At 72.1% G+C, this 11,385-nt stretch carries 12 protein-coding genes and 1 pseudogene; 4 read left to right on the top strand and 9 right to left on the bottom strand.

Going from position 1 to position 11,385, the window contains the following annotated elements; translation table 11 throughout:
• Both RIF89_RS06625 and purD read right to left on the bottom strand, forming a co-directional pair.
• A pseudogene (locus RIF89_RS06625) lies at nucleotides 1-103 on the bottom strand (phosphoribosylaminoimidazolesuccinocarboxamide synthase); the annotation flags it as partial.
• Nucleotides 104-161: 58 nt separating this feature from the next.
• Complete coding sequence (gene purD, locus RIF89_RS06620) at nucleotides 162-1,427, bottom strand: phosphoribosylamine--glycine ligase (protein ID WP_309068345.1); 1,266 nt, start codon at nucleotides 1,425-1,427, stop codon at nucleotides 162-164.
• A gap of 109 nt (nucleotides 1,428-1,536) precedes the next feature.
• Here purD and RIF89_RS06615 point away from each other — a divergent pair, with 109 nt between their 5' ends.
• A complete protein-coding gene (locus RIF89_RS06615) occupies nucleotides 1,537-1,902 on the top strand; it encodes a sterol carrier family protein (RefSeq protein WP_309068344.1) in 366 nt (121 codons plus the stop codon).
• Nucleotides 1,903-1,972: 70 nt separating this feature from the next.
• Nucleotides 1,973-2,326: a potassium transporter Trk gene (locus tag RIF89_RS06610; protein ID WP_309068343.1), complete on the top strand. Its 354-nt coding sequence runs from the start codon at nucleotides 1,973-1,975 to the stop codon at nucleotides 2,324-2,326.
• 124 nt (nucleotides 2,327-2,450) lie between these two features.
• Here RIF89_RS06610 and RIF89_RS06605 read toward each other — a convergent pair whose 3' ends face one another.
• The 3 genes from RIF89_RS06605 to RIF89_RS06595 are packed head-to-tail and all read right to left on the bottom strand — an operon-like array spanning nucleotide 2,451 to nucleotide 5,802.
• Nucleotides 2,451-2,837, bottom strand: coding sequence for a Rid family detoxifying hydrolase (locus RIF89_RS06605; protein WP_309068342.1), 387 nt, complete (start codon nucleotides 2,835-2,837; stop codon nucleotides 2,451-2,453).
• A complete protein-coding gene (locus tag RIF89_RS06600) occupies nucleotides 2,834-4,471 on the bottom strand; it encodes an amidohydrolase family protein (protein WP_309068341.1) in 1,638 nt (545 codons plus the stop codon). The genes RIF89_RS06605 and RIF89_RS06600 overlap by 4 nt, the downstream gene beginning before the upstream one ends.
• Nucleotides 4,468-5,802, bottom strand: coding sequence for an MFS transporter (locus RIF89_RS06595; protein WP_309068340.1), 1,335 nt, complete (start codon nucleotides 5,800-5,802; stop codon nucleotides 4,468-4,470). Before RIF89_RS06595 ends, RIF89_RS06600 begins: the two co-directional genes overlap by 4 nt.
• A 226-nt stretch (nucleotides 5,803-6,028) precedes the next feature.
• Here RIF89_RS06595 and RIF89_RS06590 point away from each other — a divergent pair, with 226 nt between their 5' ends.
• A complete protein-coding gene (locus tag RIF89_RS06590; RefSeq protein WP_309068339.1) occupies nucleotides 6,029-6,709 on the top strand; it encodes a PAS domain-containing protein in 681 nt (226 codons plus the stop codon).
• Between the two features lie 38 nt (nucleotides 6,710-6,747).
• Here RIF89_RS06590 and RIF89_RS06585 read toward each other — a convergent pair whose 3' ends face one another.
• The 4 genes from RIF89_RS06585 to RIF89_RS06570 form a co-directional block, all read right to left on the bottom strand.
• Complete coding sequence (locus RIF89_RS06585) at nucleotides 6,748-7,965, bottom strand: alanine racemase (RefSeq protein ID WP_309068338.1); 1,218 nt, start codon at nucleotides 7,963-7,965, stop codon at nucleotides 6,748-6,750.
• On the bottom strand, nucleotides 7,962-8,591 hold the full coding sequence (locus tag RIF89_RS06580) for a bifunctional 4-hydroxy-2-oxoglutarate aldolase/2-dehydro-3-deoxy-phosphogluconate aldolase (RefSeq protein WP_309068337.1): 630 nt from the start codon (nucleotides 8,589-8,591) through the stop codon (nucleotides 7,962-7,964). The genes RIF89_RS06585 and RIF89_RS06580 overlap by 4 nt, the downstream gene beginning before the upstream one ends.
• A gap of 5 nt (nucleotides 8,592-8,596) precedes the next feature.
• A complete protein-coding gene (locus RIF89_RS06575) occupies nucleotides 8,597-9,580 on the bottom strand; it encodes a sugar kinase (protein WP_309068336.1) in 984 nt (327 codons plus the stop codon).
• Nucleotides 9,581-9,657: 77 nt separating this feature from the next.
• On the bottom strand, nucleotides 9,658-10,227 hold the full coding sequence (locus tag RIF89_RS06570) for a zinc-binding alcohol dehydrogenase (RefSeq protein WP_309068335.1): 570 nt from the start codon (nucleotides 10,225-10,227) through the stop codon (nucleotides 9,658-9,660).
• A 184-nt stretch (nucleotides 10,228-10,411) separates the two neighbouring features.
• On the opposite strand from RIF89_RS06570, the gene purM reads away from it, so the two are divergent.
• Nucleotides 10,412-11,385, top strand: a 974-nt coding sequence (gene purM / locus RIF89_RS06565) for a phosphoribosylformylglycinamidine cyclo-ligase (protein ID WP_309068346.1), incomplete at its 3' end; no start/stop codon positions are given.

Here is an 11,385-nt window from a genome sequence, read left to right as displayed (position 1 = left end):
TCGCGACCACGAGCATGCGCCCCGGATCGCCGTCGGCCGGCGCGTACAGATCGCGCACCTTGCCGGAGTACGTGTGCTTCCAACCCGGGATCTCGACAGTCACGGCCCCATCATCCCATCCGGCCGGTGCCGGCTCCCGCGCGGGAGAGACGCCCGACTGACTACTCGACGCGGGCCGCGATGTCCGTGCGGTGGTGCGAGCCCTCGAGCCCGATGCGGCCGATGGCCTCGTACGCGCGCTCGCGTGCGGACCGGAAGTCCGGTGCGAGCGCGACGACGTTCAGCACCCGGCCTCCGGTCGCCACGAGGCCGTCGCCCGCAACCGCGGTCGCCGCGTGCGCGATGTGCACGCCCTCGACCGCGGCGGCGTCGTCGAGCCCGGTCAGGGCGCGATCCGTGACCGGCTTCTCGGGATAGCCCTCGCTCGCCAGGACGACCGTCACCGCGACGTCGTCCGTGAACTCCGGCTGCGACTCGTCCTCGAGCGTGCCGGTCGCCGCCGCGAGCAGAAGCCGCGACAGCGGCGTCGTCAGGCGCGGCAGCACCACCTGCGTCTCGGGGTCGCCGAAGCGTGCGTTGAACTCGATCACGCGCACGCCCGACGGCGTCAGGATGAGCCCGGCGTAGAGCAGGCCGATGAAGGGGGTGCCCTCCTCGTCGAGGCGCCGGATGACCGGCAGGGCCACCGTCTCGGTGACGTGCGCGACGAACTCCGCCTCGGAGCCGAACTGCTCGGTCAGCCACGGCAGCGGCGAGTACGCGCCCATGCCGCCCGTGTTGGGGCCCTCGTCGCCGTCGAGGGCGCGCTTGAAGTCCTGCGCGGGGCTGAGCGCCCGCACGGTGTCTCCGTCGCTCAGGAAGAACAGCGACACCTCGGGGCCCGAGAGGAACTCCTCGATCAGCACGGGGCCGCTCGGCAGGTAGGTGTCGGCGTGCGCGAGCGCCGCCGCGCGATCCTCCGTCACGATGACACCCTTGCCCGCGGCGAGGCCGTCGGCCTTCACGACGTAGGGCGCGCCGAACTCGTCGAGCGCGGCGGCGACCTCGTCCCGCGTGCGCGCGTGGGTCGCGCGGCCGGTCGGCACCTCGGCGGCGGACATGATGCGCTTCGCGAACGCCTTGGACCCCTCGAGCTGCGCGGCGGCGCGGCCCGGCCCAAAGACGGGGATGCCGCGCTCGCGCAGCTCGTCCGCGACGCCGGCGATCAGCGGCGCCTCCGGACCCACGACGACGAGATCCACGGCGTTCTCGATCGCGAATCCCGTGACGGCGACCGGATCGACGATGTCGATGTCGACGAGCGTCGCGTCGTGCGCGATGCCCGCGTTGCCCGGGGCGGCGAGCAGGTCGTGGCCGGCCTGCTCCGACCGCAGCGCGAGGACGAGGGCGTGCTCGCGCGCGCCGGAACCGAGGACCAGGATCTTCACGCGCCCAGCCTATCGACCGGCCGCGGACCACCCCGGGCCGACGACGGCGCGCGGCCGCACCGGATCCGAAACCACCACTCGGGGGAGACGGCTCGTAAGCTGGATCACCATGCCCCGGATCGACACCGCCGCCGGACGCGACGCGCTCTCCGCGGTCGCGGCGGCCGTCGCGGCCGGGCAGAAGCCGGCGCGTCAGGAGCACGCCGCCGCCGTGCGCTACCTGCTGCAGCTGCTGGTGGAGAAGGCGCCCGGCAACAGCGTCGAAGTGCGCGTGCCGCCGTTCGGCGCCGCCCAGGTGATCCAGGGTCCGCGCCATACGCGCGGTACGCCGCCGAACGTGGTCGAGATGGATCCGCAGACGTGGATCGGGCTCGCCACCGGGGCGCTCACGTGGGCCGACGCCGCGGCGTCCGGCCGGGTGCAGGCATCCGGGGTGCGGGCCGATCTGTCCGGCGTGCTTCCGCTGCGCCCCTGACCGGCCGGAATGGAGGATTCGGGCGGCGTACGCACGCCCGTCATTCAGGAACGGGTGGGAGGATGACGGCATGTCCACGCACCCCCCGTTCCCTGCCGAAGGGGGAGTCCCCGCCGACCAGCTCGTCTCCGAGCAGGTGTCCGTGCGGCGGTCGCCGCGGTACGGCGTGTTCGCCGCCGTCGGCGCGGCGCTCGGCATCGTGGTGGCGATGATCCTCGCAACGGCGTTCGACGGCACGAGCGAGCCCAGCCCGTTCACCGAGGTCGTCTACTCCCCGTCGCAGGCGTTCGGCTTCATCCTGCTCTGGTGCGTTCCCGCGGGCATCCTGCTCGCGATGGTCGCCGCCCTGCTGCTCGAGTGGACGATCGGTCGCCGCACGCGCCGTGTCACGGTCCTGCACGAGACCGTCGCGGACACCGAGTGATCGCGGCGCGGCGCGCCGACTGACTCCACGCGCGGGGTGATCCCGGCCGCGACGAGCGATCGCGGGTCCGTCAGGCGAGAGCGGCCCCGCCGGGAGCCACCTGGGTGGCCCCCGGACGGATGCGTCACTTCGCGATGCGGGCGACGACGTCGATCTCGACGAGGATGTTCGCGAGCTGCGAGCCCACGGTGGTGCGCACCGGGTAGGGCTCCGAGAAGAACTCGCGGTAGGCGGCGTTGAACTCCTCGAAGTCCGCGAGGTCGGCGAGGTGGACGGTCGACTTCAGGACGTGGTCGAGAGTCGCGCCGTGCTGGGCGAGGACGGCCTGGATGTTGCGCAGCACCTGCCGCGTCTGATCCGCCACGTTCTCGGGGACGGCTCCGGTGGCCGGGTCCTGCGGGCCGAAGCCCGCCGTGAACAGCAGGTCGCCGCTGACGATGCCCTGGCTGTACGGTCCGGCCGGTGCCGGCGCATCGGTCGTGTGGATCGCCTTCTTGGTCGCGTCGGTCATGTGTCTCCCTTTCGTGATGGCGGATTCTCGGATGGCGCGGGGGGTCGTCCCCGCGCACCCGCGGGCGTGGCGCGGACGCCGCCGCCCGGGTGTGCGCCGGTGAGCCGGCCTCCGGAGAGGACCGGCCGCCCGGCGACGAGTACGTCCTCGACGCCGTCGGCCACGCGGCCGGGGTCATCGTAGGTCGCCCTGTCGGTCACGGCCTGTGGATCGATCAGGGCGACGTCCGCGATGCTGCCGGGCCGGATCCGGCCGCGGTCGCCCAGACGGAAGCGCTCGGCCGGCCCCGTGGACAGGTGCCGCACCGCCTGGGACCAGTCGAGGAACCCGTGCTGCCGCACGTAGGTGGCCAGGTAGGACGCGAACGCCCCGCGGGCGCGCGGGTGCGGGTGGGCGCCGACGAAGATCCCGTCCGACCCTCCCAGGTGCGCGGGGTGGGCGATGAGCTTTCCGAGGTCGGACACGGGGCGCTGGTCGCGCACGGCCATGATGGCGTTCACCTCGAGCCGCGACGCGACGAGCAGGTCGAGGGCGGCGTCCACGGCGTCCGTGCCGCGGCGCTCTGCGATGTCCGCCAGGGTCAGGCCGTGCGCCCACGCGAAGTCGGGTGAGGCCGTGTGCCCGATGGTGATCAGGTCGGGCCACTGCTCGCCCAGGCTCGGGTACAGCGCGACGAGGGGGAACCATTCGCGGCGCAGGCGCTCGCGCTCGCCGGCCATGCCGATCCTGCGCACCGCGTCGTCGGGAGTCAGGGCGTTGAGCTCGGGCGGCAGCAGCGTCATGCCGAGGAGCGAGCAGCCCCGCGTGTACGGATAGGCGTCGAAGGTCGCGCTCACGCCGCGGGAGGTGAGCCAGTCCATGAGCCGCCAGGCCTCGTCGGCGCGCGTGTGGAAGTGCGAGATGTGGACGGCGACACCGGCGAGCTGCGCGATGCGTGCGACCTCCTCCACGCCCGCTTGCGCGTTGTCCTCGTATCCGCCGCGCATATGGGTGACGTAGGGCAGCCCTGCGGCCGACAGCGGTGCGCACAGCGCGGCGATCTCCTCGGCGTCCGCGAAGATGCCCGGCACGTAGTCGAGGCCCGTGGACAGTCCCGCGGCGCCGTCGGCGATGCCCTCCCGGACGAGTGCGACCATCCGCTCCCGCTCGTCGGCGTCCGCGGCGCGCTGCGCGGTTCCCATCACCTGCTGGCGCACGGTGCCCGCGGGGACCAGGTAGGCGACCCCGAGCGGGATGCGCCCGTCGTAGCTCGCGAGCAGGTCGGCCACGCGCGACCCCCGGTATGTGGGGTGAGGGCCGTTGATGGCGGCGAAGTAGGTCGAGGCATGCGCACCGTCGCCGGGTGCGTACGAGATGCCGTCCTGCCCGCCGATCACCGTCGTGATGCCCTGGCGCAGCAGGGCGAGCTGCACCGCTTCATCGAAGACCGCGCCCTCGGCGTGCGCATGAGCGTCGATGAAGCCCGGGACGACCAGGCGCCCGTCGGCGTCGATCACCGCATCGGCGCCGGCGAGGCCGTCCACGATCCGCCCGACCTCGACGATGCGGTCGTCCTCGATGCGCACGTCGGCGCGGACGGGGGAGTCCCCGTCCGCGCCGACGACCGTGCCGCCGCGGATGACGACCCGCGTCACGCGTGCTCCGGGTGAAGATCCCGCGCGGGTTCGGCCGCGTCGGTGCCGATGCGGAAGGTCGCTGCCGCGGTCGCGATCGCTCCCACCGTGCAGATCACCGCGACGTAGACGACGACCGGCCAGATCTCGCCGCTCGCCCAGCCGACGAGAGCCGTGGCGATGAGCGGGGCGAGGCCGCCGCCGAGCGTGTTCGACAGCTGATAGCCGATGTTGACGCCGGTGGTGCGCTGCTCCACGTCGAACATCTCGGTCAGCATCGTCTGGAGTGTGCCCTGCATCGCGACGCCGGGGATCACGAAGCCGACGATCATGCCGAGCCAGATCAGCCACGCGTTGCCGGTGTCGTACAGCAGGAACGTCGGCCACACGAGCACCGCGAAACCGATGCAGCCGGCGATGTACACCGTGCGCCGTCCGATGCGGTCCGACAGGGCGCCGTACGACGGCGCCACCACGATCTGCAGCGCGCCCACGATCATCGTCCCGATGAAGCCGACCTGCGCGGCGGTGCCCTCCGACACCATGAAGGACAGTCCGAACGTGAGCACGACGTAGCCCGCGATGGACTGCGGCAGACCGATCAGGATGCCCAGCAGCGCGTTCTTCGGGTGGCGCAGCACCTCCACGAGCGGCGCCGAGCGCTTCACCTGCCCGATCGCGATCGCCTGCGTGTGCCGCGTGAACTCCTCGGACTCCTCGAGCTGACGGCGCAGCAGGATCGCGATGATCGCCAGGACGAGGGCGAACACGAAGGGGATGCGCCAGCCCCACGTCATGAAGAACGAGTCGGGGCCGAGGCCGAGGCCGGCCATCATTCCCGCGGAGGCCACGTTCGCGATGCCGGCCCCGCTGATGAGGAAGGCGCCGTAGAGGCCGCGGCGTCCCGGCGGCGCGTGCTCGACCACCATGGTCGCGGCCCCGCCCATCTCGCCGCCGACGAACAGGCCCTGCAGCATGCGCAGGAAGAGCAGCAGCAGCGGAGCGGCCACGCCGATCATCGCGTCCGGCGGGATCAGTCCGATCGCGGCGGTCGTGATGCCCATGCCGATCACCGTGACGAGCAGGGTGACCTTGCGGCCCAGCCGGTCGCCGATGTGCCCGAACACGAGGCCGCCGATCGGGCGCAGGAGGAAGCCGACGGCGAACGTCGCGAACGAGGACAGCTGCGCGACGAAGGGGTCGTTGTCCGAGAAGAAGACCGCGGGGAAGACCGTGGCCGACGCCAGGCCGTAGAGGTAGTAGTCGAAGTACTCCATCAGCGTGCCGATGGAGCCGCCCGCGATCGTCCGCTTCTGCGCCCGGCTGAGGGGGACGCGGGTTCCGCGACTCATGCGCCGGCTCCCTGGGCGTGCTGCTGTCGTGTCGTGTTCACAGGAATCCTCCTCGGAGGGGCCGGGCTGTCCGGCCGGACGATCGGTGGGGGTCGCCCGCTGGAGCGACGTTGCGAGCACGCTAACAGCGACTTAACAGAAGTTCTAGTGTCTTAGCAGAAATTATATATACGGGTTACATCGCCGAAATGAGACAATGGCCGCTCGGCGACGAACGGAGATCCACGTGCCCACGCTGCTGCCCGCCACGGATGCGCGCTTCCAGAGCGTCGAGGACCTCCATCGCGTGCTGGAGCCCGTGATGCGTGCGATCGCCGCTGCGGTCGGCCCCCACTGCGAGGTCGTGCTGCACGATCTCTCCTCGCGCGACCTCGACCACTCCATCTACGCGATCGTGAACGGGCATGTGAGCGGTCGCAGCGTCGGCGGCCCGTCGACGAACCTCGGGTTCGAGGTGCTGCGCGACGAGAGCGCCGACCATGATGCCTTCGGGTATCGCGGCCGCACCGTGGACGGCCGCGAGCTCGTCAGCTCGTCCGTCTACTACCGGGATCCCGCAGGCCGCATCCTCGCGGCGCTGTGCATCAACGTCGACCTCACGCCCATGCAGAGTGCCCTGAACGCCATCGCCGCGCTCTCGCCCGCGCCGCAGGCAGAGGCCGAGGAGCCCAAGGAGGTCGTCGGCCCTGACATCACGCGCGTGCTCGACGACATGATCTCGGAGGCGATCGCGTCGATCGGCAAGCCGACGCCCGACATGGGCAAGTCCGATCGGATCGAGGTGCTCCGTCTGCTGGAATCGCGCGGGGCCTTCCACATCAAGCGGGCGGCGGACCGCGTCTCCGCACGGCTGGGCGTCTCGCGCGTGACCGTCTACGGCTATCTCGACGAGGTGCGGCGCGGCTGAGCCGAGCCGGATGCTCCGCGGGCGACGCGCCGCCCGCGTCAGAAGAACGTCTCGATCGCCTCGGTGACGATGCCCTGGGCATCGACCACGGGGATCAGTCGCCACTTGTCGAAGGCCGTGCAGGGGTGCGACAGGCCCAGGCGCACGACATCGCCGATCGCGACCGGGGATCGTCCCTCCCACCGCAGGAACGTGTGCTGGTCGTTCAGCGCGCTGATCTCGGCCCGGAGGGGTCGCTCGGCGCCGCCGATGGCGTCGGCGACGCCGAGCGGCACGGGCAGCCCCTCGTCGAAGGGCAGGTCGCGCTTTCCCGCATCGAGAAGAGCGAGGCCCGGCTCGGGCACGGAGACCACGCGCGCGTAGGCGTGCATCGCGGTGCGCAGCGACTCGGCGTCGTCGGCGCGCGCCGGATCCAGCGGCGAGATGCCCCGGTAGAAACCGTCGTCGTGCACGACGTAGGCACCCGACCGCAGGATCGCCCGCACGTCGCGCACGCCCCCGATGCTGTCGGCCACGACGTCGAAGTACGCGCTTCCGCCCGCCGTGATCCAGGGCGTGCCCTGCACGAGGGGGCGCACCCTGTCCACGAGGGCGGCGAGTCGGTCGCAGTACGCGCGGACGGCGGCGAGGGCGGCGGGCGAGCGGTCATGTGCGAGGGCGCCCTCGTAGCCGGCGACGCCACGCAGCTCCAGCGCCTCCGATGCCGACACCCGGCGCGCGATGCCGACGAGTTGCTCCTCGTCGCGGCAGCCGGTCCGGCCGCCTGCGGCGCCGAGCTCGACGAGCACCCCGAGCCTCGATCCCCTCGGGAGCCCCGCCTCCAGCAGATCGATCGTCGCCTCGGAATCGGCCCAGCAGACGACCTCCTGCGCCGGATGCTCCGCCAGCCACGCCGCGAGGCGGCGGAGCAGCTCGGGGTCGGTGCACGCATTGGCGATCTGCACGGTCGCCACTCCCGCGCGCAGCGCGACGTCCGCCTGCCATCCCGTGGCGACGGTGATGCCCGTCGCGCCGGCTTCGAGCTGGCGTCGCCAGAGCACAGGAGCCATCGTCGTCTTGCCGTGCGGCATGAGCTCGAGGCCGCGCCGCGCGACCCATTCGGCCATCGTGCGCACGTTGTGTGCGAGCGCGTCGCCGTCCAGCGCGAGCAGGGGAGTGGAGAACTCGGAGAGGGGCGCGCTCAGCGCGGCGGCGTCCTCCCCTTCCAGACTCGCGGGGAAGGACTTGTCCAGCGGCCCGATGCGCCGGGTCGTCATCGGTCGAACACCTCCGTGAGCCGGGCGAGCTCTTCAGGGTCGCCGAGCGCCGAACCGACCGCCACGACCCGCACCCCCGCGTCGAGGAATCGCGAGGCGTTTCCCGCATGGAGCCCGCCCGTCGCGACGAAGTGCACATCGGGGAAGGGGCCGCGCATGGCGGTGAACCACTCGGTGCCCAGAGCGGAGGCGGGGAACGCCTTCAGCCAGCGCAGGCCCGCGGCCGAGGCGCGCTGCACCTCCGAGGCCGTGGCGACGCCCGGCAGCGACGGCATGCCGGTCGCCTCGCTCGCCGCCACCACCTCGAGGTCGAGGCCCGGGCTCACGGTGAACGCCGCTCCCGCGTCCGCCGCCGCCCGCACGCCCGAGCGGTCGAGGATGGTTCCCGCTCCGACCTTCCGGCCTCGCTCGCGGCCCGCGGCCACCACGGCGGCCAGCGCCTCGACGTCCGTCGGCGACTGCAGCGTGACCTCGACCGCCTCGATGCCGAGGTCCCAGGCCGTGTGGGCGAGCTGCAGGCTGCGCTCGACGCCCATGCCGCGCAGGATCGCCATGATCGGCGCCTGGGCGAAGATCTCCTCGAAGGCGACGCGCGGCCCTCCGGTCGCGGTGGTGTGCTCCGTCATGTCTCTCACTTCCTGCTCGTGCGGGGAGTCCCGCCCGGGTCGTCGTCGGGCGTCGCCGCCGTGCGCGGATGCTCCGCGGGTACGTCGTGGGTGCTGGACAGGGCGCGAGCGGCGAACGTGTGCCCGCTCTGCAGTCGCTCGGAGGCGTCGGCGCCGCGCAGGAAGCCGTCGAGCCAGCCGGCGGCGAACGCGTCGCCCGCTCCGACGGGCTCCACGACGGCCACCCGTCGCGCGGGAGCGGCGCTGCGCTCGCCGCGTGAGAACTCGACCGCTTCGACGTCGGCGTCCTTGACCACCAGATGCGGAACGTCGGGGAAGAGCTCCCGTACGTCGTCGGCGGTCTGCACGCCCCACAGGTCGGAGGCCTCGTCGCGTCCGGTCCAGACGATGTCCGCACGCCGCGCGGCAGCGCCGATCACCGTTGCCGCCGTCTCCGTATCCGGCCACAGCGCGGGGCGATGGTTCACGTCGAAGCTCACGAGCACGCCGTGGGCCCGCGCCGCGTCGATCGCGGCATCGACGAGAGCGTGGCAGCTCTGCGAGAGGGCCGGGGTGATCCCCGACAGGTGCACGACGCGAACGTCGTCCCAAGCGACCCTCATCAGGTCTTCGGGGCGCAGACGGGATGCGGCGGAACCGCGTCGGTAGTAGCTGACGCCCGCTCCGGGATCCTTCACGTAGAGACCCGTCGGGGCGTTCGGGTCCAGGCGGACGGCGGAGGTGTCGACGCCCGCCCGCTCGATGCGGGACCGCACGCGGCGCCCGAGTGCGTCGTCGCCGAGCGCGCTGAGCCAGGCGGTTCGGTGTCCGGCTGCGGCGAGGTGACACGCGACGTTCGACTCGGCGCCGCCCGTCTCGACGCGGAACTCCTCGGCGACGTCGACCGGCTCGGCGAGGGCAGGCACCACGAGCGCCATCGTCTCCCCGATGCTGAGCACGTCGACGGCGCGGGAGGCGCCTGTGGATCCGGGCGTGGCACCTGTCTGCACGGCGACCTCTCGTCTCGTCAAAGCTTGACAAGAATTATTCGGCCTTTACCGAAATCATGCAAGGGTCGCGGTCGGAATCAGCCGACCTCACGCAGGATCGGCTGCATCGCGGCGTCGAACGCTGCGACGTCCCCGCGCAGGCTGTCGGACACGGCGATCGTCAGCGCGCCGATCCACCACACGCCGCGCTGCGCGAGCGGCAGCACCTGCACGTCGAGCCGGAAGTCGTGCGCGCGGCGTCCCGCGCGTCGCTCAAACTCCACCACCGCTCCGGCGTAGCCCCGATAGGACCGGCGCATGCGCTCGTATCTGACGGCAGCGTCGTGCGCGTAGGCGAGCGCGTGGGGACCATGCGGGGCGGCGGCCTGGCGCAGCGCATCCGCGTACGCAGGCAGGGCCACGTGCGTGCCGAACCCCTCGACGAGCTCGAGCGGCACGGGCGAGGGGTGGGCCTCCGGCTCGACCGTCATGTCCCAGTAGCGCCGCCAGAGCCGCTCGACGCCCTCGGTCGCCTCCGCGCCGCGGTCGACGCCGCGCAGCTGCGGCAGCTCATCCGGGTGGCGCACGCCGAGCGCCTGTCGCAGGTAGAGCGCGACCAGCACCGAGGGGCTGCAGTCCTCGCGGACGTGCCAATCGGGGGGCGTCATGCCCGCCATTATCCCTGCCGTGCGCACCCGCGCGGACGTGCCCGACGCGGCTCTCTCCCAGTATTCCGCCGGGTAGTCTGGACGCGTGGCTGCCGCACCCGCCGAATCCCCCCATGCCCGCGCGTCGTCGAGCTACGCCGAGGCCGGTGTGGACACGGCCGCCGGCGATCTCGCCGTCGAGCTGATGAAGTCTTCCGTGAAGGCCACGCACGGCGCCGAGGTGCTCGGAGGCGTCGGCGGCTTCGCCGGCCTGTTCGACGCGAGTGCGCTCGTCGGCATGAAGCGCCCGCTGCTCGCAACCAGTACGGACGGCGTCGGCACCAAGGTCGCGATCGCGCAGGCGATCGACAAGCACGACACGATCGGTCACGACCTCGTCGGCATGGTCGTCGACGACATCGTCGTGGTCGGCGCCAAGCCGCTCTTCATGACCGACTACATCGCCACGGGCAAGGTGTTCCCGCAGCGCATCGCCGATATCGTGCGCGGCATCGCCGAGGCATGCGCGCTCACCGGCACGGCGCTGGTCGGCGGCGAGACGGCGGAGCATCCCGGTCTGCTGGGCCAGAACGACTACGACGTGGCGGGCGCCGCGACGGGTGTGGTCGAGGCCGACCAGGTTCTCGGCGCGGAGCGCGTGAAGGCGGGCGACGCGGTCATCGCCCTCGCCTCGAGCGGCATCCACTCCAACGGCTTCTCGCTCGTGCGCCACATCATCACGCGCGCAGGCATCAGCTACGGAGATCAGGCGGCGGACTTCGGCGTCACGTGGGGTGAAGCCCTTCTCGAGCCGACACGCCTGTACACGACGCCGCTGCTCGAGCTCATCGCCCAGCTCGGCGACGACGTCCACTCGCTGACGCATGTCACGGGCGGCGGCATCGCGGCGAACCTCGCGCGCGTCCTGCCCGTCGGCACATGGGTCGACGTCGATCGCTCGACCTGGGCGCCGTCGACCGTGTTCCAGGTGCTGAGCGACATCGCGGGCACCACGCTGGAGTCGAGCGAGGGCACGTGGAACCTCGGCATCGGCTTCATGGCCGTCGTCTCGGCGGACAAGGCCTCCGAGGCGATCGCCCAGATCGAGAGCACCGGGATCCCCGCGTGGCAGGTCGGCGTGGTGCGCGAAGGCGCGCTGCCCGAGGACGGCGAAGCGTT

The organism is Microbacterium sp. (assembly GCF_031178525.1).
GTDB lineage: Bacteria > Actinomycetota > Actinomycetes > Actinomycetales > Microbacteriaceae > Microbacterium.
This window is presented reverse-complemented; position numbering and strand designations above follow the sequence as displayed.

What these genes read in the sequence shown, in the direction of transcription:
- RIF89_RS06615 (WP_309068344.1), top strand. Translation starts at nt 1,537, where the DNA reads ATGCCCCGGATCGACACCGCCGCCGGACGCGACGCGCTCTCCGCGGTC.
- RIF89_RS06610 (WP_309068343.1), top strand. Translation starts at nt 1,973, where the DNA reads ATGTCCACGCACCCCCCGTTCCCTGCCGAAGGGGGAGTCCCCGCCGAC.
- RIF89_RS06605 (WP_309068342.1), bottom strand. Translation starts at nt 2,837, where the DNA reads ATGACCGACGCGACCAAGAAGGCGATCCACACGACCGATGCGCCGGCA.
- RIF89_RS06595 (WP_309068340.1), bottom strand. Translation starts at nt 5,802, where the DNA reads ATGAGTCGCGGAACCCGCGTCCCCCTCAGCCGGGCGCAGAAGCGGACG.
- RIF89_RS06585 (WP_309068338.1), bottom strand. Translation starts at nt 7,965, where the DNA reads ATGACGACCCGGCGCATCGGGCCGCTGGACAAGTCCTTCCCCGCGAGT.
- RIF89_RS06580 (WP_309068337.1), bottom strand. Translation starts at nt 8,591, where the DNA reads ATGACGGAGCACACCACCGCGACCGGAGGGCCGCGCGTCGCCTTCGAG.
- RIF89_RS06570 (WP_309068335.1), bottom strand. Translation starts at nt 10,227, where the DNA reads ATGACGCCCCCCGATTGGCACGTCCGCGAGGACTGCAGCCCCTCGGTG.